General features: G+C 50.3%; 26 protein-coding genes and 1 tRNA gene. 17 read left to right on the top strand and 10 right to left on the bottom strand.

Annotated elements, in window-relative coordinates; translation table 11 throughout:
• The first annotated feature begins 119 nt into the window (after nucleotides 1-119).
• From prfB to BLW68_RS10820, 9 genes are all read left to right on the top strand, one after another.
• Nucleotides 120-1,218 (top strand): peptide chain release factor 2 gene (gene prfB, locus BLW68_RS21645; RefSeq protein ID WP_143039948.1). Its coding sequence is split into 2 segments (ribosomal slippage): nucleotides 120-194 and nucleotides 196-1,218, totalling 1,098 coding nucleotides; the frame shifts between segments, so codons are not numbered across the junction.
• Between the two features lie 39 nt (nucleotides 1,219-1,257).
• Entirely contained in the window at nucleotides 1,258-2,778 is a 1,521-nt protein-coding gene (lysS, locus tag BLW68_RS10855) for a lysine--tRNA ligase (protein ID WP_092793164.1), read from the top strand.
• 244 nt (nucleotides 2,779-3,022) lie between these two features.
• Nucleotides 3,023-3,346 (top strand): DUF883 domain-containing protein, encoded by a 324-nt coding sequence (locus tag BLW68_RS10850; RefSeq protein ID WP_092793162.1) that lies wholly within the window; start codon nucleotides 3,023-3,025, stop codon nucleotides 3,344-3,346.
• A 9-nt stretch (nucleotides 3,347-3,355) separates the two neighbouring features.
• Nucleotides 3,356-3,859, top strand: coding sequence for a hypothetical protein (locus BLW68_RS10845; protein ID WP_092793160.1), 504 nt, complete (start codon nucleotides 3,356-3,358; stop codon nucleotides 3,857-3,859).
• Nucleotides 3,849-4,100: a hypothetical protein gene (locus BLW68_RS10840; protein WP_092793158.1), complete on the top strand. Its 252-nt coding sequence runs from the start codon at nucleotides 3,849-3,851 to the stop codon at nucleotides 4,098-4,100. Before BLW68_RS10845 ends, BLW68_RS10840 begins: the two co-directional genes overlap by 11 nt.
• 9 nt (nucleotides 4,101-4,109) lie before the next feature.
• On the top strand, nucleotides 4,110-5,186 hold the full coding sequence (locus BLW68_RS10835) for an AI-2E family transporter (protein WP_092793155.1): 1,077 nt from the start codon (nucleotides 4,110-4,112) through the stop codon (nucleotides 5,184-5,186).
• Nucleotides 5,187-5,381: 195 nt separating this feature from the next.
• Entirely contained in the window at nucleotides 5,382-5,729 is a 348-nt protein-coding gene (locus BLW68_RS10830) for a PadR family transcriptional regulator (RefSeq protein ID WP_092793153.1), read from the top strand.
• A complete protein-coding gene (locus BLW68_RS10825; RefSeq protein ID WP_092793151.1) occupies nucleotides 5,729-6,673 on the top strand; it encodes an HAAS signaling domain-containing protein in 945 nt (314 codons plus the stop codon). The genes BLW68_RS10830 and BLW68_RS10825 overlap by 1 nt, the downstream gene beginning before the upstream one ends.
• 144 nt (nucleotides 6,674-6,817) lie before the next feature.
• On the top strand, nucleotides 6,818-7,030 hold the full coding sequence (locus BLW68_RS10820) for a hypothetical protein (protein WP_092793149.1): 213 nt from the start codon (nucleotides 6,818-6,820) through the stop codon (nucleotides 7,028-7,030).
• Between the two features lie 8 nt (nucleotides 7,031-7,038).
• Here BLW68_RS10820 and BLW68_RS10815 read toward each other — a convergent pair.
• A tRNA-Gly gene (locus BLW68_RS10815) sits at nucleotides 7,039-7,112 on the bottom strand.
• A gap of 360 nt (nucleotides 7,113-7,472) precedes the next feature.
• Between BLW68_RS10815 and BLW68_RS10810 the strand changes: the two genes are divergently transcribed.
• Complete coding sequence (locus BLW68_RS10810) at nucleotides 7,473-7,736, top strand: hypothetical protein (protein WP_092793147.1); 264 nt, start codon at nucleotides 7,473-7,475, stop codon at nucleotides 7,734-7,736.
• Here the strand turns inward: BLW68_RS10810 and BLW68_RS10805 are convergent.
• Together BLW68_RS10805 and BLW68_RS10800 are read right to left on the bottom strand one after the other, a co-directional pair.
• Nucleotides 7,687-8,733 (bottom strand): DUF5924 family protein, encoded by a 1,047-nt coding sequence (locus BLW68_RS10805; protein ID WP_218141353.1) that lies wholly within the window; start codon nucleotides 8,731-8,733, stop codon nucleotides 7,687-7,689. The two genes, BLW68_RS10810 and BLW68_RS10805, sit on opposite strands and share 50 nt — an antisense overlap.
• A gap of 136 nt (nucleotides 8,734-8,869) precedes the next feature.
• A complete protein-coding gene (locus tag BLW68_RS10800) occupies nucleotides 8,870-10,780 on the bottom strand; it encodes a propionyl-CoA synthetase (RefSeq protein ID WP_092793144.1) in 1,911 nt (636 codons plus the stop codon).
• 197 nt (nucleotides 10,781-10,977) lie between these two features.
• Between BLW68_RS10800 and arfB the strand changes: the two genes are divergently transcribed.
• Complete coding sequence (arfB, locus tag BLW68_RS10795; RefSeq protein ID WP_092793142.1) at nucleotides 10,978-11,397, top strand: alternative ribosome rescue aminoacyl-tRNA hydrolase ArfB; 420 nt, start codon at nucleotides 10,978-10,980, stop codon at nucleotides 11,395-11,397.
• A gap of 152 nt (nucleotides 11,398-11,549) precedes the next feature.
• Here the strand turns inward: arfB and dbpA are convergent, their stop codons facing one another.
• The 6 genes from dbpA to ygfZ all read right to left on the bottom strand — a co-directional run bounded on the left by dbpA (nucleotide 11,550) and on the right by ygfZ (nucleotide 17,488).
• A complete protein-coding gene (dbpA, locus tag BLW68_RS10790) occupies nucleotides 11,550-12,932 on the bottom strand; it encodes an ATP-dependent RNA helicase DbpA (RefSeq protein WP_092793141.1) in 1,383 nt (460 codons plus the stop codon).
• Between the two features lie 139 nt (nucleotides 12,933-13,071).
• A complete protein-coding gene (locus tag BLW68_RS10785) occupies nucleotides 13,072-14,391 on the bottom strand; it encodes an amidohydrolase (RefSeq protein WP_092793140.1) in 1,320 nt (439 codons plus the stop codon).
• A 95-nt stretch (nucleotides 14,392-14,486) separates the two neighbouring features.
• On the bottom strand, nucleotides 14,487-14,816 hold the full coding sequence (locus BLW68_RS10780; protein ID WP_245728316.1) for a bactofilin family protein: 330 nt from the start codon (nucleotides 14,814-14,816) through the stop codon (nucleotides 14,487-14,489).
• Between the two features lie 8 nt (nucleotides 14,817-14,824).
• Nucleotides 14,825-15,775, bottom strand: coding sequence for a M23 family metallopeptidase (locus tag BLW68_RS10775; protein WP_092793137.1), 951 nt, complete (start codon nucleotides 15,773-15,775; stop codon nucleotides 14,825-14,827).
• A 248-nt stretch (nucleotides 15,776-16,023) separates the two neighbouring features.
• On the bottom strand, nucleotides 16,024-16,509 hold the full coding sequence (locus BLW68_RS10770; RefSeq protein ID WP_092793135.1) for an FKBP-type peptidyl-prolyl cis-trans isomerase: 486 nt from the start codon (nucleotides 16,507-16,509) through the stop codon (nucleotides 16,024-16,026).
• A 10-nt stretch (nucleotides 16,510-16,519) separates the two neighbouring features.
• Nucleotides 16,520-17,488 carry a tRNA-modifying protein YgfZ gene (ygfZ, locus tag BLW68_RS10765; RefSeq protein WP_092793133.1) on the bottom strand — a complete coding sequence of 323 codons (969 nt, stop codon included), beginning with the start codon at nucleotides 17,486-17,488 and terminating at the stop codon, nucleotides 16,520-16,522.
• A gap of 168 nt (nucleotides 17,489-17,656) precedes the next feature.
• On the opposite strand from ygfZ, the gene BLW68_RS10760 reads away from it, so the two are divergent.
• Nucleotides 17,657-17,908, top strand: a complete 252-nt coding sequence (locus BLW68_RS10760; protein WP_068232485.1) for an FAD assembly factor SdhE — start codon at nucleotides 17,657-17,659, stop codon at nucleotides 17,906-17,908.
• Nucleotides 17,895-18,323 (top strand): protein YgfX, encoded by a 429-nt coding sequence (locus BLW68_RS10755; protein WP_143039947.1) that lies wholly within the window; start codon nucleotides 17,895-17,897, stop codon nucleotides 18,321-18,323. Before BLW68_RS10760 ends, BLW68_RS10755 begins: the two co-directional genes overlap by 14 nt.
• 6 nt (nucleotides 18,324-18,329) lie before the next feature.
• On the opposite strand, the gene nadB is transcribed toward BLW68_RS10755, so the two are convergent.
• On the bottom strand, nucleotides 18,330-19,940 hold the full coding sequence (gene nadB, locus BLW68_RS10750; RefSeq protein ID WP_092793130.1) for an L-aspartate oxidase: 1,611 nt from the start codon (nucleotides 19,938-19,940) through the stop codon (nucleotides 18,330-18,332).
• A gap of 148 nt (nucleotides 19,941-20,088) precedes the next feature.
• Here nadB and rpoE point away from each other — a divergent pair, with 148 nt between their 5' ends.
• From rpoE to BLW68_RS10730, 4 genes are read left to right on the top strand one after another with little or no spacing between them, the layout of a single operon-like run.
• Nucleotides 20,089-20,664: an RNA polymerase sigma factor RpoE gene (rpoE, locus tag BLW68_RS10745; RefSeq protein WP_068232476.1), complete on the top strand. Its 576-nt coding sequence runs from the start codon at nucleotides 20,089-20,091 to the stop codon at nucleotides 20,662-20,664.
• Nucleotides 20,665-20,705: 41 nt separating this feature from the next.
• The gene (locus BLW68_RS10740; protein WP_092793128.1) at nucleotides 20,706-21,335 is read left to right on the top strand and encodes a sigma-E factor negative regulatory protein; all 630 of its coding nucleotides are present in this window, start codon (nucleotides 20,706-20,708) and stop codon (nucleotides 21,333-21,335) included.
• Entirely contained in the window at nucleotides 21,332-22,261 is a 930-nt protein-coding gene (locus tag BLW68_RS10735; RefSeq protein WP_245728315.1) for a MucB/RseB C-terminal domain-containing protein, read from the top strand. The genes BLW68_RS10740 and BLW68_RS10735 overlap by 4 nt, the downstream gene beginning before the upstream one ends.
• Nucleotides 22,261-22,716: a SoxR reducing system RseC family protein gene (locus BLW68_RS10730; RefSeq protein ID WP_177172213.1), complete on the top strand. Its 456-nt coding sequence runs from the start codon at nucleotides 22,261-22,263 to the stop codon at nucleotides 22,714-22,716. Before BLW68_RS10735 ends, BLW68_RS10730 begins: the two co-directional genes overlap by 1 nt.
• The last annotated feature ends 36 nt before the right edge of the window (nucleotides 22,717-22,752 follow it).

Raw genomic sequence — 22,752 nt, 5'->3', positions numbered from 1 at the left:
ATTCCGGTGGAATTTACCGCGCTGGAAAAATCCGCTACAGATGGCTGCACTGCCAGCGATAAATTTGCTACAATCCACGCCTATTTTTTCTCCCTATATTCAAGGTTACGGCTAACAGCATGTTTGAAGTTAATCCGGTGTACAACAGCATTAAAGATCTTACTGAACGCACTAACGTGCTTCGGGGGTATCTTTGACTACGATGGCAAAAAAGAACGCTTAGAAGAAGTCTCACGCGAGCTGGAAGATTCGGCTATCTGGAATACGCCGGATAAAGCTCAGGCGCTGGGTAAAGAGCGTTCGGCACTGGAACAGGTGGTTGGCACCATTGACAAGCTAGATCGCGGCCTGGAAGACGTAGCCGGCCTGGTAGAGCTGGCGGTAGAGGCCGATGATGAAGAAACGTTTGAAGAAGCCAAAACCGAACTGGCCGATTTAGACAAACAGCTGAGCCTGCTGGAATTTCGCCGCATGTTCTCCGGCAAAAACGATCAAAACCACTGCTATCTGGATATCCAGTCTGGCTCTGGCGGCACTGAAGCGCAGGACTGGGCCAGTATTTTAATGCGTATGTACCTGCGCTGGGGTGAAGATAAAGGCTTTAAACCTGAGCTGTATGAAGTAACAGACGGTGATGTGGCCGGCATTAAAGGCTGTACCATTAAATTTACCGGCGAGTATGCTTACGGCTGGCTGCGCACCGAAACCGGTGTACACCGCCTGGTACGTAAAAGCCCGTTCGATTCCGGCAACCGCCGCCATACCTCGTTTGCTTCGGTGTTTGTCTCGCCGGAAATTGACGACGATATTGAAATTGATATCAACCCGGCCGATTTACGTATTGATACCTACCGCGCCTCGGGTGCCGGTGGTCAGCACGTTAACCGTACCGACTCTGCCGTGCGTATTACTCACTTACCCACCAATATCGTGGTGCAGTGTCAGAATGACCGCTCGCAACATAAAAACCGCGACAATGCTTATAAGCAATTGCGCGCCAAGTTGTACGAGTTTGAGCTGCAAAAACAGAATGCCGAAAAACAAGCACTGGAAGATACCAAGTCGGATATTGGCTGGGGCAGCCAGATCCGCTCTTATGTGCTGGATGACTCGCGCATTAAAGACTTACGCACCGGTATCGAAACCCGTAACACCCAATCGGTGTTAGATGGCGATCTGGACAAATTTATTGAAGCTAGCTTAAAAGCCGGCCTGTAATGTTTACTTTAACTTTCTCTCTCAATCAGGAAACGCACTATGTCTGACCAACAGCAACCACAAGAAGAAATTCAGGACGTAAATAAACTGATTGCTGAGCGCAAACATAAGCTGGCCGCACTGCGTGAAGATGGCTTTATGTTTCCGAACGATTTTCGCCGTGACAGCATCTCAAGTGAGGTAATTGCCAAGTACGATCACTTAACTAAAGAAGAGCTCGAAGCGCAGAACATTACTGTAAGCCTGGGCGGCCGTATTATGACACGCCGTATTATGGGTAAAGCCAGTTTTACCACCATTGCCGATATGGGTGGCAAAATTCAGCTGTACGTCGCACGCGACAGCCTGGCCGAAGGCGTGTACAACGACCAGTTTAAAAAGTGGGATTTAGGCGACATTATCGGCGCTACCGGGCATTTATTTAAAACCCAGACCGGCGAGCTAACGGTGTGGCTAAGCGATATCCGCCTGCTGACCAAGGCGCTGCGCCCGTTGCCGGATAAATTCCACGGCTTAACCGATAACGAAGCGCGTTACCGCCAGCGTTATCTGGACCTTATTTCCAACGAGCAGTCACGCCATACCTTTTTAGTGCGCAGCAAAACTGTGGCTTACATCCGTCGCTTTTTTAACGACGAAGGCTTTTTGGAAGTTGAAACGCCGATGCTGCAAGCTATTCCCGGCGGTGCTTCAGCACGGCCGTTTGAAACGCACCACAATGCACTGGATATGCAGATGTTTTTGCGTATCGCGCCCGAGCTGTATTTAAAGCGCCTGGTAGTTGGCGGCTTTGAAAAAGTATTCGAGCTTAACCGTAACTTCCGTAACGAGGGCGTGTCCACGCGCCACAACCCGGAATTTACCATGCTGGAGTTCTACTGGGCCTACGCCGATTACAACGACTTAATGGACTTAACCGAAAAGTTATTCCGCGGCTTAGCGCAGCATGTATTGGGCAGCACTGAAGTGCCGTATCAGGGCGAAGTGTTCGACTTTGGCAAACCGTTTGCGCGAATGTCGGTGACTGAGTCTATTTTGCATTACAACCCGGACCTGACCAAAGCGCATCTGGAAACGCGTGAAGCAGTAGCCGAGCTGGCTAAATCACTGGGTATTGAAGTAAAAGCCAACTATGGCCATGGCCGTATTTTAATGGAAGTGTTTGACGAGCTGGTAGAAACCAAGCTGCGCCATCCAACCTTTATTACCGAATACCCGGCTGAAGTGTCACCACTGGCACGCCGTAATGACCATAACCCGGAAATTACTGACCGCTTTGAATTCTTTATCGGTGGCCGCGAGCTGGGCAACGGCTTTAGCGAGTTAAACGATGCTGAAGATCAGGCCGAGCGCTTCCGTGAGCAGGTAGCACAAAAAGACGCCGGTGATGATGAAGCCATGTTTTACGATGAAGACTTCGTTACCGCGCTGGAGCACGGTTTACCACCAACAGCAGGCCAGGGCATCGGTATCGACCGCCTGGTAATGCTACTGGCCGACGCTGCGTCAATCCGCGACGTTATCCTGTTCCCGCATATGCGTTTGCACCACGAAAAGTAAAACTCCCTTACTGAAAAAGCCAGGCTCCGGTCTGGCTTTTTACCTTCTAATACCCTGTAAAGATTACTGATAGTGGGTAACTTCTACAGTTTGTACTGCTGTTTTTCTGCTTATAAAAATAACAAAAATTTAATAAGTACCTGTTTTTATTATTCTATTCTATACTGGTATGGCCATTGCATTTACCTTACTGGCATATTGCAGCATTTTGCTGCTTTCCTCGTGTTAACCAAGGAGACATATTATGGCTATTTCACAAAATGCAACAGCCCAGGCTACAGGTACTACCAATAGTGGTTTAAATTCACCGGTGACAGAAAGAGCCAGTGAAGCCGCGCATCATGCAGTCGATGCTATGGCAATAAAAGCGGCAGCGGCAGAAGATACGCTGCGTAAAACAGCGGCCAGCTCGCAGGAAACCCTGGCACATAAGCAAGAAGAGATTAAACAGCAACTGCAAACAACTTACAGCAAAACGCATGAGTTAGCGGCCCAAAACCCGTTGGCAACTGCTGGTATTGCTTTCGTTGCCGGTATGCTGGTAACTGTTTTGCTACGTCGCTCTTAAGGTTGCCGCATGCAAAATCGCGAAGCTTCTGGGGCGCCTTCAGGGGCGCCAGACCAAGCTGCTGAGCAACAGCAGGCCGCATCAGAGCAAGCTAAGCAGAAAAAGCCGCTCGTCGAACAAACGTTAGACCAACTGGCAGAAATGGCAGCGCTGGGTTTGTCGGTGAAGCAGCGTTATATTGGCCAGGTAAAACTGGCCGGTAAAACGGCTAAAGCTGAATGGCAGTTAACCGCGCGCAGCCTGACTATTGCTGCAGCACTGGTGGTATGTTTTGGCGCTGGCATAATTTTGCTTTGGTGCAGCATTTTGCTGTTGCTGGGTTATTTGTTATTTCAACTTATCAGCTCAATTTTAATTACCGCAGCGGCGTTATTGTTATTGCAGTTTGCCCTGTTGTTCTGGTGTTGGCGTAGTTTGAGCCATCTGTTGTCTCAGGTGGGTTTTTCACATACCTGGCAGCAATGTCGCCGGTTATTTTTTGTGTCTGAAGAGGAAGACAAAGATGCTGATTGATCAGTTACTGATAGAGCAGCGGCTGAAAGTAGCAGATTTGGCAGAGCAAGGGCGACAGCAACAAAAGCTGCTGCAGGCAGAAAACTGGCTGCTTGGCCAGCGCGCTAAATCTTTTATCGGTTCCGCGCCCGGCCTGATGCTTAGCTTCAGTGCAGGGTGCTTATTTCAACTGCGACATAACAGCGCGGTAAAACTCCTGCGCAGTGCTGTTGGCTTTCGCTGGGTAGCGCAGTGGTTTTAACAGCATTTTATGGCTGAAGCACCGTTAAGCCCAACCAGGTTGCGACACCACGCCTCTACTAATGCAATGAAGCTGTTAGCTGCATTAGCACTTGCCTACACCTTTTACTTTTGCCGAAGTCTTATTTTGCCGTTATTACTGGCTGGCCTTGTAGCGTTATTTGCCAGCCCGGTTGTGCGCATCCTAAACAATAAATTTAAAGTACCCAGAGCGCTGTCAGCTGCACTGGTATTGATTTTATTGGTAATGCTGGTGGGTTACAGCATCAGTTTATTATATGAGCCTGCGTCACAATGGCTGCAACGTCTGCCACTGCTGGGTATCAAGCTTGCCGAGCACGTTGAAGGTATGACTGATTCTTTTGATGCATTAAAAGATAATGTGTTGCCAGGCGGCTCGTCCAAAGAGTCGTTGAAAAATGCTATGGGTTCAGGTTTATTACCGGTATTGTCGATAATGGCAGCAGCAACGGCGACGATGTTATTTCAGCTGGCCGCCATTTTGATGCTAACGTACTTTTTTCTGGTATTTGGCGATACCCTGCTGCGCAATATGGTGCGGGCGCGGCCCTCACTTAATGCGAAGAAGAATCTGCTGTCGATGTTTCATACCATCCGTGATGATATCTCGCGTTATGTGCTGGTAGTTAGCGCCATCAATATTCTGCTGGGTTTAACTACTGCAGTTGTGTTTTATCTGCTAGACGTGCCAGACCCTCTGTTGTGGGGCGCGTTGGCTGCCATTCTTAATTATGCACCTTATCTTGGCCCTTTTTTATTAACTGTATTACTTACCGGTGTGGGGTTTATTGAGTATCAGCAACTAAGCCAGATTTTGCTGTTGCCAGGCGTGTTTTTGCTGCTGAATATAATTGAATCACAGCTTATTACACCGCTAGTGCTGGGAAAGCGGTTTAATATGAACCCACTGCTGGTGGTGATCTGGATGTTTATCTGGGGCTGGATCTGGGGCGCTGTCGGTGTATTGATCGCCATTCCACTGCTGGTATGCCTGAAAATAATTGCCGGCCATCTGGATATAGCGCCAAACTGGTTAATACTGCTGGACGATAAAACCGTTAGCTAGTACCTCTGTAATACTCATACGCCACTACATAAAATTCCTGCCTGTCTAAAAACACCATAGTAACTGTTTGAAATTAAACAGCTTAATTTTTATGCAATTTTCTTTATGGCAACGGCTTGCTTTTATACTGTGTGCCACCTAGTATTGTGCTGTGTGTCGCACAGTATGTGGTGCACAGTATAGGAAGCAAAGGTTATGACAACTGCACAACTGGATAAAATGCGGCTGGAACTGCGCCGTGGTGTGCTGGTGCTGGCGGTGCTGGCATCATTAAAGCAGCCACATTATGGCTATTCATTGCGCAAGCAACTGCAGGATGGCGGCATTGATATTGACGAAGGCACCTTATACCCGCTGATCCGCCGTCTGGCCGAGCAAGGCCTGCTCGACAGCGAATGGCAGCAAGGGGAGGGGCGTGAGCGGCGCTACTATCAGTTATCAGAGCTGGGCACACAGTTGCTTAGCCAGCTTACTGACGAGTGGCAGCATCTTAATAATTCTCTGAGCAATTTACTGGGCACAGCATCACAGGAGACTAAATAATGGAACTGGTTAAGCGTTATATTGCTGCTGTGCAGCGTGAGTTACCCGAGACAAAACGCGACGAGATTGGCCGCGAGCTAAACGCCAATATTATGGATCAGCTGGATATGTTAGCTGAGCAGCAAGGCGGGCTGACCGACACCGATATTGCCGCAGTATTAAAGCAAATGGGCCACCCGCGCACAGTAGCGCAGCAGTTTGTACCGCCACAGCCGCTGATTAGCCCGGGCTATATGGCGCTGTATAAAAACACCTTGTTTATGGTGCTGGGTATTTTGTTTTTGCTACAGGTGGTCGACAGCACCTCAGCCTGGCTAAGTAGCCAGATGAGCTTTTTGCTTTATATGAAAAGCTTAGCCAGCGGCTTTATGCAGGACTCACTGCTGGGCTTTACCAGCATTACCCTGGCATTTTGGTTGATGTCACGGCATGAACCCAAACAGCACAGCCGGTGCGAACAAAGCTGGCAGCCGGAACAATTACCAAAAGCCGGCCCACACTGGCAGCATATTTCACTGCAGGATATTTTTACTGACCTGGCAACCTATGTATTTTTACTGATCGTAATCTGGTATCCGCTATGGTTGTCGACGGAGCAGTTGGCCAACAGCCGCTTTTTGTTTACCGACAATGCGCATCAACTATTAAAATGGGCCAGCCCGCTTGCACTGCTTGGTATTGCAAGCAGCCTGTGGCAGTTGCGTAAGCGATTTTGGAGCCAAAGCATGTTGCTGGGCAATATTGTACTGAATGGCGCTTTTGCCGCAGTAATACTGCTGTTAGCTACCTTCAGCCCGCTATTAAAACTTGAGCCTGAAGTTTGGCAAGGTGTATTGCAGTTAGAGCAACTGGAACGTGCCGCCGTTACCGGTCTGGTAATTACCGCTATGTTTCCGCTGTGGGAAGTAGTGCGGGATATACTGCGGCTGAAAAAGTTAGGTTAAACCATGCCATGGCCGGCTGGAGGCGGCCTTTGGAGCGGGTGGCGGGAATCGAACCCGTGTCTAAAGCCTGGGAAGTAACGGGCATCAGTTGAGCTACATTGTTATAAGCAGTATGCTTGCAGTAAAGCAAAGCGGAGTATTCAGATGTTAAATATACAGATAGACAACCCTGTGTTGGAAGCAGATCTAAAGCAAGCATTTGGTGACAACCCACAATCTGTTGCCCGAGCTTTTGCTGAGTTTGTTCAGGCAAAGCGCATTAGTGATGATATTAAAGTGTCCGTTACTCAGCTAGAGCAAGGGCTGGCGATTAAATCTACCGATGTGTTTAGCAGCATTCGCGCTAAGTATGAATAAACCTGAGTTGGAGCGGGTGGCGGGAATCGAACCCGTGTCTAAAGCTTGGGAAGCTTTCGTTCTACCATTGAACTACACCCGCAGTGCACTACCGTGTAGAGCAGAGCGCTAAGTTACTGTACTGCTGGTGCAGCCGTCAACTACCGTAAAATACTTTTCTATTACCTGTTACGTTAAAGCCATTTTAGTTCATCATTTAATCTGTCTATTTCAACGTCAATTGCCCTGTGCTCATTGTGGCAGCCGCTTCATCAGAACTGGCGTGGCTTCGAAGTTGAACCGGCTGTGTTATTTCATCTCTGGAATAATCAGTTATCTGAGCATCTTCACTGCAGGGGATCTGGCTATAAGTGATAACGCTGTTTACAGTTGGCAACTATACTTTTAGCTGCATTATTGTCACACTGAAAACATCCGATATAAAAAGCATCAAGGGCGTTATATGCGTTTCATTTTAAGTATGTTGATAGGCCTGATGTCTTGCCTGACACATGCCACGCCACAATTTACTCAGGCGGAATGCCAGATGTTAAATGAGCAGCGGCTTGAGATACGCAGGCAGTTGCGCCAACCGTATAACCCTGATCATGGCCAGCAGTTGCAGGCGCGGCTAAAAGAGCTTGAGCAGTTGCTAAAACAACATTGCCGCAAGCCGGTTAAAAATCCGCCTGCAGTTGTGGCGCCGGTGCCGCAACCGTTACTGTAAAGCGGGCCAGGCCGATAAGCTGCTCTGATTCTGTTACCACCTCTACCTGCCATTTGCCTTCTGCATTGGCAGGGAAATTAAGCTTGTGGCTCCAGGCGCGATAACCGCTTGAACTAACGCCGGTGATATTCAGTTTAATGCGATCTACCTCTTTGCCATTGTGCAGCCAAACATGAAATATCTGTTCGTTAAGGCCGCGCGGCACTGTTACTGCGGTAAAACTATACAAACCTTGTTGCTGTAAATCGTAGCTGTTTACCTGGCTGATGCTGTCGCCGGGTTTACGTTGTTCGTAATCCATTTCGTGCGACAGGGTTATAGCATTAAGGCGCATAGCTGCTGGGGGTACCCAGCTGCGTAGCTGCCATAAACCGGCGCTAAGTATAGTAAGTAAACAAAGTAAAAAGGGTACCCGCCACCAGCGGCCACCCGGCATTATGGCGCCCAGGCTGGGTAAACTCAGCAGCACGGCAATACCCAGGGCGGCGGCCATGCTTTGGCTGGTGGTAAGTTGCATTAATACCGGCAGCACAATTAACAGTACAACAAACAAAGCAAAAGCATGGAACACCACAAACAGGGTGCGATGGGGGGCCAGCTTTTTGTAATACAGCGGATCTACTACAGAAACCAGCGCGCAAAAAATAATCAGGATGGTAAACGCCGCCTGGCCATGGTGCCAGCTGGTCACAGCAAGAAAAAACGGTAGGGCGAAAAACAGGCTTTCCTGGTGTACCGTTTGCAGCGCAAAACGCACCAGAATGGGTGATAGCACTATGCCAAAGCGTTGTTCTATGCGCTCGCGCAGCCAGTTGTCCAGCAACAACCACAACCAGCTAAGCAATAAAAATACAGCGATTAGCTGAGCCAGTGATTCTTTGCGCTCTACCAGAATATAACTGGCGACACCACCGGCAAAGGCCAGCACAGCCATCAGGCCTGGCCAGCGCTGCATAAAGGCTATGGTTTTGTGCATCAGGTTTATCGGCGATATCATTCGGGCAACAGCTCCATACTGCCCGCTGGGTGCGGCGCAAATACAACATCATTCAGGCGCTGTAGCATAAGCTGTTTAGCCCCCTTATTGCCAGCGCAGATTGGCTGGCAATTGCCTGATGCTGCGTGCGGCTGAGTTAAGGTTGATTAACCAGGCCTTTGCTTGTCATTAGTTGGGCAATTTCGGCTATGCTGGCCGGGTCGTCTATGGTTGACGGTACGCTGTACTCGCTTCCGTCTGCAATTTGCCGCAGCAGTTTACGTAAAATTTTGCCGCTGCGGGTTTTGGGCAGGCGTTTTACCACTATGGCTTTTTTAAAGCAGGCCAGAGCGCCAATTTCCTGCCGCACCATAGCTACCAGTTCGGCTTCAAGTATGGTTTCGTCAATCTCTACGCCGTTTTTCAGCAATACCAGCGCCAGCGGTTGCTGGCCTTTAATGGCCTCGTGAATACCAATAACACAGCATTCGGCAATGGCCGGATGGTTAGCAACAATTTGCTCCATTTCGCCGGTAGATAAGCGGTGCCCGGCAACGTTGATCACATCATCTGTGCGGCCCATAACAAACAGATAGCCGTCTTCATCAATATAGCCGCCATCACCGCTGGCGTAGTAGCCGGGGAAGCTATCCAGATAACCGGCAATAAAGCGCTCGTCGTTGCCCCAGATAGTGGTTAAACAGCCCGGTGGCAGTGGCAGTGCAATGGCGATAAAGCCTTGCTCATTAGCGCGCAGCACTTTGCCGCTGTCGTCCAGTATTTGCACGTTAAAGCCCGGCACCGGCACGGTAGCTGAACCGGGTTTGGCGTTCATTAATTCCAGCCCGGCCGGATTGGCAGCAATGGGCCAGCCGGTTTCAGTTTGCCACCAGTGATCAATAACCGGTTTTTGCAGTTTTTCGGCTACCCATTGGTAAGTGGCCGGGTCCAGCCGTTCACCGGCAACAAACACAGCGCGCAGGGCGGATAAATCATAGCGCTGCAGTGCTGCGTCGGGGTCTTCTTTGCGAATAGCCCGAAACGCCGTTGGTGCGGCAAATAAGATATTAACCTTATACTCGGCACATACGCGCCAGAAGGCACCGGCATCGGGGGTAAACACCGGTTTGCCTTCGTATAATATACTGGTGCAGCCGGCAATCAGTGGGCCGTACACAATATAAGAGTGGCCGACTACCCAGCCGACATCAGACGCAGCCCAAAATACATCGCCTGGTTTGGCGTTATACACCGCCTGCATACTGTAATTAAGAGCTGCGGCGTGGCCGCCGTTGTCGCGCACTACGCCTTTGGGCTTGCCGGTTGTGCCAGACGTATACAACACATACAACGGATCGGTGGCTTTTACCGGCACACAGGGCGCGCTTTCTGCTGCGGCCATGGCCTGGTGCCAGTCCAGATCGCGGCCGCTTTGCATAGTTGCCAGCAGTTGTGGCCGCTGATAAATAATGCAGTGCTGTGGTTTATGTTCTGCTTTGCTGATGGCGTCATCCAGCAGCGGTTTGTAGGCGATGAGTTTGCTGATTTCAATACCGCAGGATGCACTTACCACTACTTTGGGTTTGGCGTCGTCTATTCGCATAGCCAGTTCATGGGCTGAAAAACCGCCAAACACCACTGAATGCACGGCACCTAGCCGTGCAACCGCCAGCATGGCAATGGCAGCTTGGGGGATCATCGGCATATAAATAACTACGCGATCGCCTTTGCTAACACCCAGTGCTTTTAACACGCCGGCAAATTGGGCCACTTCATTGCGCAGTTCACGGTAGCTAAATTGCTGCTTGCTGTTGGTTACCGGTGAGTCGTAAATCAGGGCGGTTTGTTCGCCTCGGCCTTGCTCAATGTGGGTGTCCAGCGCCAGATAGGCAGTATTTAGCACGCCGTCGCTAAACCATTGATAATGATGTGCATCTTGTTGCTGTAAAATGCTGCGTGGCATTTTATACCAATTAAGCTTTGCTGCCTGCTGCTGCCAGAACGGTTCGGGGGCGTTAATGGCGCGTTGGTATTCGTTGTGATATGGGCTGTTGGCTGTGCTGGCCATGTTGGTATCCTTACGTCGGTAGTGGTAACGACAATGGCATTACTGTAGCTAAAAATTGCAGTTAACGAACTTAGACTTAAGGTGCATAGACTTTAGGCGTATACCACAAAGTGCTGTAGGTATTGGCTGTTAAACTTGTGTCACGGCGGTGCTTGTGGTCTGATCGGGGTATTAACGCAGCAACTTATAGCGACAGCATGGCAATTCAGATTTCAGCTAGTGTGGTTCTTAATGACAATGAACTGGAGTGGCAGTTTATTCGCTCCAGCGGCGCCGGTGGCCAGCATGTTAATAAGGTGTCTACTGCGGCGCAGCTTATTTTTGATATTAACGCCTCCAGCTTGCCGCAGTTTTATAAAGATAAGCTGCTGGCTAAGTCAGACCATCGTATTACGCAAAGCGGCAAAATTATTATTAAATGCCAGCAGAGCCGCAGCCAGGAGATGAACCGCGAGCAGGCATTAGCGCAGTTTATTGAGCTGGTGCAGTCAGCCGCCAGGGTGGCAAAAAAACGGGTTGCTACCAAAGCTACCTATGGCAGCCAACAGCGGCGGCTGGAACATAAAAAGCAGCGTGGTGCTACCAAGGCATTGCGCCAGGGGAAGCCGCAGATCTAGTGTGCAGAACGGTGATGGGGTTTATGCGCGAACCGGTTTGCCCACGCAAACGCGCCGTGAATACTTCCCTGTAGGCTCGATTCAGGCATCCATGCCTTCAACGGTTCGCTTAGGGCAAACCGGTTCTCGCTTCGCGGCAATTGTCGTCATTATTACAGTGCCCGGGCGCGGATACTTTTGCCTTTAATTTTACCTTGCTGGATCAGCTGCAGTGCCAGCTTTACGGCTGTACGTTTTACCGCGACAAAGCTCCAGACATCGTGCAGCTGAATTTTACCCAAGTCGTCATTGGTCAGCTGTTTGCTGGCTGTGAGGGCGCCAACAATGTCACCAGCACGGATTTTATGCTTTTTACCGCCATCCAGTTGCAGCGTGGCCATTAACGGCTTAGCCGGTTTTAACACGGCAATATCTACAGCCGGTAGCTCAGCTGCATCAATTTTAATACCTAAGCCATCTTCCAGCGGGAGCAGTTTGCCGGCATCACTGGCGGTAAATAAACTTAGTGCAATACCGCTTTGGCCTGCGCGGCCGGTACGGCCAATACGGTGGGTGTGGGTGTCGGCATCGTGCGCCAACTGGTAGTTAAATACCGCATCTACACTGCTGATATCCAAACCGCGGGCGGCGACATCGGTGGCAACTAAAATACAGGCGCTGCCATTGGCAAACTGCACCAGGGTTTGGTCACGATCTTTTTGCTCCATATCGCCATGCAATGCCAGTACGCTAAAACCAAACTGATGCAGGGCGTCGGCAACGTCTTGTGTTTCGCGCTTGGTATTACAAAACACCATGCTGCTTTGGCCCTGATACTGCAGTAATAAGCTACGCAGTGCACTTAAGCGGGCGTTGTTGTCGGCTACCTGAAAAAACTGCTGCTGTATGCTGCTGGTGCTGTGCTGCTCGGCTACTGTTACCTGCAACGGGTTGTTTAGCAGGCGCTCACTTAGCTTGGCAATAGCGCTAGGGTAGGTGGCGCTGAACAACAGTGTTTGGCGCTTAGCCGGCGCTTTAGCTATAACGTTATCTAAATCTGCCTGGAAGCCCATTTCCAGCATGCGGTCGGCTTCGTCCAGCACCAGCGTGGTTAAATCGTCCAGGTTTAGCCGGCCTTTGTCTAAATGATCAACCACCCGGCCCGGCGTGCCAACAATAATATGGGCGCCGTGCTCCAGTGAGCCGATTTGTGGGCCAATTGGCACGCCACCGCACAGGGTAAGAATTTTTATATTGTGAATACTGCGCGCCAGTTTACGCAGCTCTGCTGCGACCTGATCGGCCAGCTCACGCGTGGGGCACAATACCAGCGTTTGCACGCGAAAATACTTAACATCTAATTTGGCCAGCAGACCCAAACCAAAAGCAGCTGTTTTGCCTGAGCCGGTTTTAGCCTGGCCGATAACATCCTGCCCGGCCAGAATTGCCGGCAGTGCCTGTGCCTGAATGGCTGTCATGGCACTGTAGCCTAAATCGTTAAGATTACTGACTAGCGCCTCGGGTAAATTCAGGCTGGAAAAAGAGGTGTTGCTCATGCTGGTGCTCCGCAAAATAAAAAACTGCGGGCCTTGGCCTGCAAAAGGGGCGGCATTGTAGCAGAATGGTGCGGCTTTGCATTAGTTTGATGGTGAAAATTTCAGCAAGACGGTCACGCTTTGCCACGGTATACAGAGGTTAGGTTTTTGGCATTAAATCCAGTAAGGCGATCACAGTGGCTTCCACGCCCTTGGTTACCGCAGGTTGTGGGCTGATTTTAAACAGCGGGCTATGGTGGCTGGGTACTGCCGGGCCACCGGCTTTCTCGGCAGCAAAAGCTTCAGCCGGTGTGCCGCCAACTGCAAAGTAAGTGCTGGGGATATACGGCTTAGTGGTAAAAAACGGGAAGTCTTCTGCACCCATACCTAAGCGTCTGTAGTTCTCATCAAACACCGGCTCGCCCATTTTGGCCGCCCAGGCTTTTTTCAGCCGTTGTGTTAGCGGAATATCGTTCACGGTGGGTGGGGTAGGCTCATCGGTAATGCGTACTTCTGGCAGTTTATCTTCCGGTAAACCGGCAGCCCGGCCCAGGTTTTCGGCTACCCGTTTAATGGCAGCGATTAAATATTCCCGCGTCTCCCAGTTGTCGTTACGCACAGTTAGCTGTAAGTGGGCTTTATCGGAAATAATATTGTGTTTGGTGCCGCTGTGAAAGGCGCCTACGGTAATTAATGCCGGCTCCTTCGGGGCTATTTCACGGCTGACGATGGTTTGCAGCGCCAGCACAATTTGCGCGCCCAGCACTATAGGGTCTTTACCGCGGTGCGGGCTGGCGCCATGAGCACCCACGCCGTGCACAATAATGTCCACGCTGTCTACGCCAGAGTAGGGCGAGCCTTCTACTGCGACAATTTTGCCGGTTTCAATTTCAGAGGAAACATGAAACGCCAGCGCATAATCGGGCTGGCCAAAGCGGCCCCAGATATTGTCCTGCATCATGCCTTTGGCGCCGCCAACCCGTTCTTCTGCCGGTTGGCCCACCAGCATCAGGGTGCCTGACCATTGATCTTTCATCGCTGCCATGCGCCTTGCGGTACCTACCAGGCTGGTAATATGTACGTCGTGGCCACAGGCATGCATAACGTATACTTCATTGCCGTCCCAGTCGGTTTGTTTAGCTTTGGAGGCATAAGCCAGGCCGGATTTTTCTTCTACCGGCAAGCCATCCATATCGGCACGCATCATTACCAGCGGGCCGGGGCCGTTTTTCAGCATGGCTACCACACCGGTTTTGCCTACACCTTCGGTAACGTCAAACCCGGCATCACGCAGCTCTTTTGCCAGGCGCTTAGCGGTTTGGGTTTCCATATGTGACAGTTCAGGATTTTGGTGAAAGTGGGTGAACAGCGCGCCCAGATGTTGCTGGTAATCTTGCTGAATTTGTTCAGGTAAGGAGTTTGCGGCCGCAGCACTGAGGCTGCTAAGGCAAAGTAAACTGGCCAGAAGCGTTTTTTTCATTGTTATACCGCCGTTAAGTTTAAAGACATTATCAACTTAACGGCGTAACGAAAAAAACACCAGCCTTTGCGACCAACGGTAAAGGCTGAGCGGTATTAACCGGTTTCGGTTTTGCTCTCCAGCGATGGGGTATTACGCTCACCAGCTTCAGTTTTAGGCAGGCTAATGATCTGCTCGGTAGAGGTAGGCATGGTTTTACCAATAAAGCTGCCGCCGCGCTCAATGCTTAAATCGTCGCAATGGATCACGCCATGCGCTTTGCCTTGGGGCAGTATTTCTACCGTATTGGCAAAGCAATCGCCTTCAAATAAACCGTTAATAATCACTTTGTCGGCAGTAAGCTCGCCTTTTATGCGGCCGGTGCCACTGATCACTAAGGTTTTTTCGCTGACAATTTTACCCTCGACATAACCATCTACCTGCATATCGCAGCTTAGTCGGAGACTGCCGTTAACTGTGCATCCTTGTGCAACGACAGTTGTAACTGCGTGCTTGCTTTGGTTTCCAGCATGCTGACTAAAGAATCCCATTTAATGCTCCTTTCCTTCTCAAACACCAGATCGAAATTAGTGGCATCCCAGTCCATAAAGCTTTGTGGATTAAGTGCCCGATCAAGGAAATGTACTTCGTAATGTAAATGCGGTGCGGTAGATAAACCGGTATTGCCTGAGGTGGCGATTAGCTCGCCTTTATGTACAAAGTGGCCACTTTTTACTTTAAAAGAATCCAGGTGTGCATAAAGGGTTGAAAAACCAAAAGCATGGCGAATTTTTAACAGGTTGCCGTAGCCATGTTTATTAGACAGAACAACTTCAACCACGCCATCAGCCGGTGCATAAATAGGCGTGCCGCGGCTGGCGGATAAGTCTACCCCTTTATGGTGCTGTTGTTTGCCAATAATAGGGTGTTCGCGCACACCAAAGCGTGATGAGCGGCGTCTGAACTCCAGTGGCGAGCCATTGGGTACCAGTTGCAGCATGGCCTGGCGCGCTGCCGAGTTTACGCTGGCGGTATCAAGCCGGTTTTCTAAATTTTGCGGATATTGCTGTTCTAACCCCAGCGCCAGTTCAATTTCGCCAACCCGGCTGGTAACCAGCTGCATTTCATCCTGCTTAGCACTCAGTTCCAACTCAAGTTGCTGTTTGCTGTGATTAAGCGCATCAATCTCTGCGCGCAGGCTGGCGGCCTGTTCGGTAAGCGCTGTGCGCTGGTGCTGGCTTTTATCTACGGTGCGCAGCAGATAATCTATAACGGCTGCGGTAATGATCAGCCCAAACAGCATGGCCCACATAGCAATAACGGCATTGCGTTTAAACAGCTTGCTGACATTAAAATGGCGGGTCCCATTGATGGTTGAGACAGAAATGATAATACGATCTTTCATTCAGGCCGGTCGCTCTCAATGGAAAAAATTCTGACAGTCGGTAAAAATATGTGGCTTTGCGCTCAGTGTCAAGAATTTACTGCGGGTGCTAATGTGCTGTTACTAACCGGCAAAATGCTATTTGCCAAAGTTGGGGCTTGATCTGAAGTAAGTTTTTTGCCTTTAAGCAGGGTAAATGCTGAAGAAAAAAGTAACCGCTGTTGGCAGCAATTGCCGGCCTTTGCAGACCGGCTTTGGGGGCCGCTTAGTTAGTGGCCGGCGTGGCCATCTATGCCATGCACATGGCCGTGGCTGAGTTCTTCTTCGGTGGCATCACGTACCAGCAGTACTTCAACATCAAAGCTTAAATCGATACCAGATAACGGGTGGTTACCATCAACCACTACTTCATCTTCGGTTACTTCCAGCACGATAACCGATTGCTCACGTCCATCGGGGCCGGCGGCACGAAAACGCATGCCCACGGCAACGTCCATACCTTCAAACATCGATTTTGGTACGGCCTGCGTAAGTGCATCATGGCGTTCGCCATAAGCCTCGGCAGCTGCAATATCGGCTTTAAATTTGTCACCGGCGGCTTTGCCGGTTAACGCCTGCTCTAAACCCGGAATAAGTGAACCGTGGCCAAATAAGAAGACTAAAGGCTCGCCGCCAACGGAAGAGTCCAGTTCGTTACCCTGTGGATCGGTAACGGTGTAGTGCATGGCGACAACTTTGTCCTGAGATATGGTCATGAAAACCTCTTTAATTTAACGAGTAAGGTAACGGCACTATACGAAGTGCCGGGGCACTGTCGCTGCTAAGCCGTAATGAGTCTGCCGGTGTTATGTCGTTAGGTAATACCGCAATTAACCATAATTGGTTATGTATATTTGCGGCATTGACAACCTGGCCGCTCCGGCGCCAGTTCTCACCTAGTTGAATTTCTATATCAGTGCCTGCTTTTGGCACTTCGTCTGTGTCGGCTGTTAAAATATACGCGGCTCTTTTATTGCCGCCCCGGTATTTTAGCCGGGCTACTGTTTCCTGGCCGATATAACAGCCTTTGGTAAAACTAATGGCGTTCAGCGCCTGTAAGTTAAGCATTTGCGGCACAAATTCGCCAATTAAGCCCTGCTCCAGGTAACTAAAACCGTGCTGAATATGCCGAGCCAGCCAGACGTTTGGTGCAGCAAAGGGCAGTTTTTGCTGCATTAATTGTTGGGCTTCTGCTACCGGCATCAGCAGCATAAAATGATCAATTGCCAGCGCCAGCAGTAAGGCGCCATTATGCCGGGCCAGTTCACCGCGTTGCGGTAGCTTAAAGCCCAGTTGCGACACCAGTGTTGCTACGTTTTCGCCACCCAGACCAAATACGGCAAAGTGTTGCTGGCCCGCTTCGAAACTCACTTTAGAAAACACGCCAAATTTTTTCCACTGCGCGCCAGAGGCGTTAAGTTCGTCCCGAAAGGCAATGCTGATCAGCTGCTGCGCATGGCTGACCAGATAAAACTGCGACCACATTTTACCTTTAGCGTCACAGTGGGCACCGTGCAGAAAATTGTCATCGTTTAGCTGATCCAGATCGCAGGTGGTTTGGCCCTGCAAATATTTGCGGTTGTCGGGCCCGCTTATCAGCAGGCTTTCAAATGCCGGCAGTGGTGAAATAAAAGCGCCCTGAACCTGAGTGGATAATGCGGCGTATTGTTCTGCTGTTAACCAGGATGTGTGCATAGTGTGCCGTAGCGAAGCTCAGTATTAAAACGAATATTGCTATCATTGGGGGAAAGCCGGAAAAGCTCAACCCCGTTTGCTAATTTTTGTTAGAATCAGCCGCTGTCCTGTCGGGTTCGGTATACCAAAGCGCCTTTTGCAAAGCAAAACTATTTATAAAGGAAACATATGGCAGAGTTAATGATTAAACCAAGGTTACGCTGGGCGTGTCGTCGCGGCATGCTGGAGCTTGATGTATTGCTGGCACCTTTTGTTGAAGACGGTTACGATGCGCTGACACTGCAGCAAAAACAGGATTTTGAGCGTTTACTGGCGTGTGATGATCCAGACTTATTTTCCTGGTTTATGGGCCATGCCAAATCGTCTGATGCGGCTATTCAGGCGTTGATCCAGGTTATTCTGGATCGTGTCCGCGTATAACCTCAGCTTGTCGGCCAGCCGGTTGTGTCAGCGTGGCATGTTGCTGCTGGCGGCACTACCGGTGCTGGTATTGGCCGTTACGCCGCTGGAGATAACCGGTGTTATCCTGGTTGCTGCGGTATTACCGCTATTTTACTGGCACTGGTACGGTGTTTTGCAACAGTTACAACAAAGCGCGGCGCTAACCATAACGGACAATAACCAACTGCGCTGGTTTAACTCTAACTTACCGTCCGGCCGGTTATTGCCCGGCGGATTAGTTAGCCAGCATATGTTACGGCTGCAGTGGCAGGCCGATACCGATCAGCGCTGCTACCGTAAGTGGATTTTTGCCGATCAATGTTCTGAGGCGCAGTTTCGGGCGCTGGCCAGAGCCATCAGCCAGCAAAACTGGCAGTCTGGCGCTGGCGTATAGCTAACTTTAAACACTGGCTTTGGGCGTAAGTACAGTTGGCTTGCTGTCGGGCTGGGTGTCAGGGTAGTCCAGGTTGTAATGCAGGCCACGGCTTTCTTTACGCTGTAGTGCACAGCGGATAATCAGCTCGGCTACCTGCACCAGATTACGCAGCTCGAGTAAATTATGGCTGACACGGAAATGGCTGTAATACTCCTGAATTTCCCTCTGCAATAACTCTACCCGGTGCAGGGCACGCTCCAGCCGTTTGTTGGTGCGCACTATGCCAACGTAATCCCACATAAATAACCGCAGTTCATGCCAGTTGTGGGTAATCACCACTTCTTCGTCTGAATCGCTGACCCGGCTGTCATCCCATGGTGGCAATACCGGCAGCTCGCTGCTGCTATCGAGCTGCGCCAGTATATGGCTGGCCGCAGCCTGCGCAAACACCACGCATTCTAGCAGCGAATTACTTGCCATACGATTAGCGCCGTGTAAGCCGGTATAAGCAACTTCGCCAATGGCATACAGGTTGCTGATATCGGTTTGGCCATTTAAGTTAGTCATTACGCCACCGCAAGTGTAATGCGCGGCAGGTACTACCGGGATAGGCTGGCGGGTGATATCAATACCGACGCTTAAGCATTTGGCGTAAATGGTAGGGAAGTGCTCAATAACGAAGTCTTTCGGTTTATGGCTGATATCCAGATAAACACAGTTGGCGCCAAGGCGTTTCATTTCATAGTCGATAGCTCGGGCGACGATATCGCGCGGGGCTAATTCAGCGCGCTCGTCAAAATCCGGCATAAAGCGGCTGCCATCCGGCCGTTTTAAATAGGCACCTTCACCGCGCATGGCTTCGGTAATTAAAAAATTTGGCGCATCCGGATGATACAAACTGGTGGGGTGAAACTGGTTAAATTCCATATTAGCTACCCGGCAACCGGCGCGCCAGGCCATGGCAATACCGTCACCGCTGGCAACATCAGGGTTGCTGGTATACAGATACACTTTGCTGGCACCGCCGGTAGCCAGCGCAATAAAGCGGGCCCGCACCAGTTCAACTTTTGCTGCGTCTTTATTCCAGACATAGGCACCATAACAGCGCTTTGGCTCGCGGCCAATTTTACGGCCGTTAATTAAGTCGATGGCGTTGTAGTTTTCCAGCAGCTGAATGTTCGGATGGTTTTTTACCTGATCTACCAGGGTGATCTGTACGGCCTGCCCGGTGGCATCGGCAGCATGCAAAATTCGCCGGTGGCTGTGGCCACCTTCACGGGTCAGGTGATACTTCAGGCTGCCGTCTTCATCTTTATACTGATCAAACGGCACGCCCTGAGCAATCAGCCACTCCATCGCGACTTTGGCATTGCCTGCGGTAAACTGCACTGCGGCTTCGTCACACAAGCCGGCACCGGCAATCAGGGTATCGTCAACATGCGATGCAATACTGTCGTTTTCATCAAACACAGCAGCTATGCCACCCTGAGCATAGAGCGTAGAGCCTTCACGAAGCGGGCCTTTACTGAGTACCAGCACACTGGCTTTATCTGCCAGTTGCAGCGCCAGCGACAATCCGGCAGCACCGCTGCCGATAATTAATACATCACAGAGATATTCTTTTGCTTGCGTCATGCGATACACTTGCCATCAGTCAATGTCGGGCTATTGTAGCTTTTTTGCCAAACTTAGCAGAACTATTTCTGTGCATCCGAGTCATAGCAACACGCTAGACCAGCGCCAGTTAATAGAACGATTAGTATTACAGGGGATTAGCTCGGATATGAGCGAGCAAGAATTGGACTGGCAGATTGTCCAGCGTGTACAACAAGGTGATAAAGCGGCGTTTAATGTATTGGTGCGAAAATATCAGCACCGGATTGCGAACTTAATTTCCCGTTATGTCTCTAACCACGGAGACGTAGCAGATGTCGCGCAGGAAGCCTTTATTAAAGCGTACAGGGCTATCCCTGGGTTTCGTGGCGAAAGCGCGTTTTATACCTGGCTTTACCGTATTGCGGTAAACAGTGCAAAGAATTATCTGGTTGCTAATGGCCGTAAGCCACCGGCAACCGATGTTGATGCGGAAGATGCTGAATACTTTGAAGGCAGCGATGCATTAAAGGAACAAGATTCACCGGAAAAGTTGTTATTGTCCGATGAAATTCGTAATGTGGTGTTCAGCACCATTGAAAAATTGCCCGACGAACTTCGCACTGCTATTACGCTGCGTGAACTTGAAGGGTTAAGCTATGAAGAAATTGCGGAAGTAATGGGGTGCCCGATAGGCACCGTAAGAAGCCGTATCTTCCGGGCGCGTGAGGCAATTGATTTGCAGCTTAAGCCGTTAATAAGCTAGCAGTCAGGGCAAAAACCAGTAATTTTAAGACAGGAAACATTATGTCGTCAGAAAATCAGGATTGGCTCTCTGCTGCCAGTGATAACCAGCCACTGAGTAAAGCACAACTGGACAGTTTGCTTAATGATGCTCAGTTGCAACACCAGCTTGAACGCTATCACTTGATCGGTGCTGTATTACGTCGTGAACCGCAAAGCCCGATAACGGCTGATTTTGCAGACAACTTTGCTGCCCAGCTGGCTGATGAGCCGGTGTATCAGTTGCAATCTGATCGTAACCTGCTAAAACGGCTGCGCAATACTGTGTCAGTTGCTGCTAATGGCCGCTGGTTACAGCCGGTAGCCCAAGGTGCGGTAGCGGCGGGTGTCGCTTTAATGGCCGTGTTTGGTGTGCAGCAGTATCAGCAGTCACCACAGCAGGATGCCTTTGCGCCATTGCCGGTGTTACAAACCCAGCCGATAGCAGGTTTTGCCACGCCGGTAAGTTTAAGCCAGACCACAGTTAACGACCGTTTTGCCGAGCAGGAACAGCAGGCAATGCTGGAGCAGCAAAAACGCCTGCAGGCGCTGTTAAATGCGCACCGCCAACAGGTACGGGTGATGGAACACTCTCAGCAGGCTAAACAGACTGGCAACAACGCTGATGGAAAAGATCAAAACGAGCAACAATGATGCGATTCACTGGCTTTTGTAGTGCCATAGTGTTGGTTGTAGTATCCGGGCTGGTTCAGGCCGAGCCATCGGCGTGGGCCTTGTTCGACAAAGTACAAAATGCGGTAAAACAGTATAATTTTGATACCTCTTTTGTGGTGTTAAAGGGCAGTAAAGTAGACACTTACCGCTGGATACATGGCCGCACCGCTGAGCATGAAATTGAACACCTTATTCCGCTGGATACCAATGGCGTAGATATTCTGCGCCGCGATAACCAAATTTATTATCTGCTGACCGACCGGCCTGCTTTCGTCACTCAGGGCTCCAGTATTCCTGAATTACCGGCATTACTGTTTGAAGCAAAAGATAATATCAGCCGTTTATATAACGCCGTTGCCGGCAGCAGTTTGGTGATGTCTGGCCGCAGTGCGCAATTATTGCGTCTGACAGCTAAAGATGCCGGCCGGTACAGTTACTGGTTATGGCTGGATGATGAAACCGGTTTTCCGCTGCGTATCGACACCTTATCCGATCAGCAAACGGCACTGGAGCGCTGGCTGGTTACCCATATGCAAATTAGCCCTGAACTGCCAGAGAACTTAAATGCGCTGATGGCAGCAGAGTTGCCGCAACCGGCAGATACAGTAACCAAAGCCGCCCCCGAAGCCCGGCACAAACTGACCTGGTTGCCACAAGGCTACCAGCCAATTGTTGACCCGGCTGGCATACCACAGCTTGAAAACAGTTTGTTAAGCTATTGGCTGCTAACTGACGGTTTGCATCAGGTATCAGTTTTTGTGCAGAATTCTCAACAGTTGCCTACTCAGGCTTACCGCGATGGTGCCACGACTATTTACGTGCAAACCAGTAATCAGCTCGAAGTTACCGTTATCGGCCCTGTAAGTATTGAAACTGCCCGTCAGTTGGCAGCAGCAGTACACTGATGGTAGAAGAAATTGCTACTGTGGCGTTTTGTGAGGGCGACGGGGTTTGGCTAACCACCACGCCTGTTGCCAGTTGCAATGCCTGCAACGTCAGCGATGACTGCGGTACCGGCATAGTAGCTAAAACCCTGACACCGCGACAGCAACGTTTTTTTGTCCCTACCGCTTTATCATTATTACCCGGCGAACAGGTTAAAATTGGCCTGAATGAGCAAAGCCTGATTATGGCCGCGCTGATGGTATATTTATTACCCTTAGTGCTGCTATTGCTGCTGGCGCTGCTTGGCAATGCTGCGGGTTTAGCTGAAGGCTGGATTATGCTGCTGGCGCTGGGTGGTACCGCAAGCGGTTTTATGCTGGCCCGGCGTTACGGCCAGCAGCAGGAAAAACGTACCCAGATTGTTATCCTCGAAGTTCTGCCTTCCCTTGGTGTGCAACAGCACGCCGTGTCGTAACACTTTTGCCTGCAGGATAGCGCAGCGCTTTGAATA

The sequence above is a fragment of the Rheinheimera pacifica genome, assembly GCF_900108485.1.
Classification (GTDB): Bacteria; Pseudomonadota; Gammaproteobacteria; order Enterobacterales; family Alteromonadaceae; genus Alishewanella; species Alishewanella pacifica.
Note: the sequence above shows the minus strand (reverse complement) of the source record. Positions and strands in the feature narration are given on the sequence as shown.

What these genes read in the sequence shown, in the direction of transcription:
- lysS (WP_092793164.1), top strand. Translation starts at nt 1,258, where the DNA reads ATGTCTGACCAACAGCAACCACAAGAAGAAATTCAGGACGTAAATAAA.
- BLW68_RS10850 (WP_092793162.1), top strand. Translation starts at nt 3,023, where the DNA reads ATGGCTATTTCACAAAATGCAACAGCCCAGGCTACAGGTACTACCAAT.
- BLW68_RS10845 (WP_092793160.1), top strand. Translation starts at nt 3,356, where the DNA reads ATGCAAAATCGCGAAGCTTCTGGGGCGCCTTCAGGGGCGCCAGACCAA.
- BLW68_RS10840 (WP_092793158.1), top strand. Translation starts at nt 3,849, where the DNA reads ATGCTGATTGATCAGTTACTGATAGAGCAGCGGCTGAAAGTAGCAGAT.
- BLW68_RS10835 (WP_092793155.1), top strand. Translation starts at nt 4,110, where the DNA reads ATGGCTGAAGCACCGTTAAGCCCAACCAGGTTGCGACACCACGCCTCT.
- BLW68_RS10830 (WP_092793153.1), top strand. Translation starts at nt 5,382, where the DNA reads ATGACAACTGCACAACTGGATAAAATGCGGCTGGAACTGCGCCGTGGT.
- BLW68_RS10825 (WP_092793151.1), top strand. Translation starts at nt 5,729, where the DNA reads ATGGAACTGGTTAAGCGTTATATTGCTGCTGTGCAGCGTGAGTTACCC.
- BLW68_RS10820 (WP_092793149.1), top strand. Translation starts at nt 6,818, where the DNA reads ATGTTAAATATACAGATAGACAACCCTGTGTTGGAAGCAGATCTAAAG.
- BLW68_RS10810 (WP_092793147.1), top strand. Translation starts at nt 7,473, where the DNA reads ATGCGTTTCATTTTAAGTATGTTGATAGGCCTGATGTCTTGCCTGACA.
- BLW68_RS10805 (WP_218141353.1), bottom strand. Translation starts at nt 8,733, where the DNA reads ATGATATCGCCGATAAACCTGATGCACAAAACCATAGCCTTTATGCAG.
- BLW68_RS10800 (WP_092793144.1), bottom strand. Translation starts at nt 10,780, where the DNA reads ATGGCCAGCACAGCCAACAGCCCATATCACAACGAATACCAACGCGCC.
- arfB (WP_092793142.1), top strand. Translation starts at nt 10,978, where the DNA reads ATGGCAATTCAGATTTCAGCTAGTGTGGTTCTTAATGACAATGAACTG.
- dbpA (WP_092793141.1), bottom strand. Translation starts at nt 12,932, where the DNA reads ATGAGCAACACCTCTTTTTCCAGCCTGAATTTACCCGAGGCGCTAGTC.
- BLW68_RS10785 (WP_092793140.1), bottom strand. Translation starts at nt 14,391, where the DNA reads ATGAAAAAAACGCTTCTGGCCAGTTTACTTTGCCTTAGCAGCCTCAGT.
- BLW68_RS10780 (WP_245728316.1), bottom strand. Translation starts at nt 14,816, where the DNA reads ATGCAGGTAGATGGTTATGTCGAGGGTAAAATTGTCAGCGAAAAAACC.
- BLW68_RS10775 (WP_092793137.1), bottom strand. Translation starts at nt 15,775, where the DNA reads ATGAAAGATCGTATTATCATTTCTGTCTCAACCATCAATGGGACCCGC.
- BLW68_RS10770 (WP_092793135.1), bottom strand. Translation starts at nt 16,509, where the DNA reads ATGACCATATCTCAGGACAAAGTTGTCGCCATGCACTACACCGTTACC.
- ygfZ (WP_092793133.1), bottom strand. Translation starts at nt 17,488, where the DNA reads ATGCACACATCCTGGTTAACAGCAGAACAATACGCCGCATTATCCACT.
- BLW68_RS10760 (WP_068232485.1), top strand. Translation starts at nt 17,657, where the DNA reads ATGGCAGAGTTAATGATTAAACCAAGGTTACGCTGGGCGTGTCGTCGC.
- nadB (WP_092793130.1), bottom strand. Translation starts at nt 19,940, where the DNA reads ATGACGCAAGCAAAAGAATATCTCTGTGATGTATTAATTATCGGCAGC.
- rpoE (WP_068232476.1), top strand. Translation starts at nt 20,089, where the DNA reads ATGAGCGAGCAAGAATTGGACTGGCAGATTGTCCAGCGTGTACAACAA.
- BLW68_RS10740 (WP_092793128.1), top strand. Translation starts at nt 20,706, where the DNA reads ATGTCGTCAGAAAATCAGGATTGGCTCTCTGCTGCCAGTGATAACCAG.
- BLW68_RS10735 (WP_245728315.1), top strand. Translation starts at nt 21,332, where the DNA reads ATGATGCGATTCACTGGCTTTTGTAGTGCCATAGTGTTGGTTGTAGTA.
- BLW68_RS10730 (WP_177172213.1), top strand. Translation starts at nt 22,261, where the DNA reads ATGGTAGAAGAAATTGCTACTGTGGCGTTTTGTGAGGGCGACGGGGTT.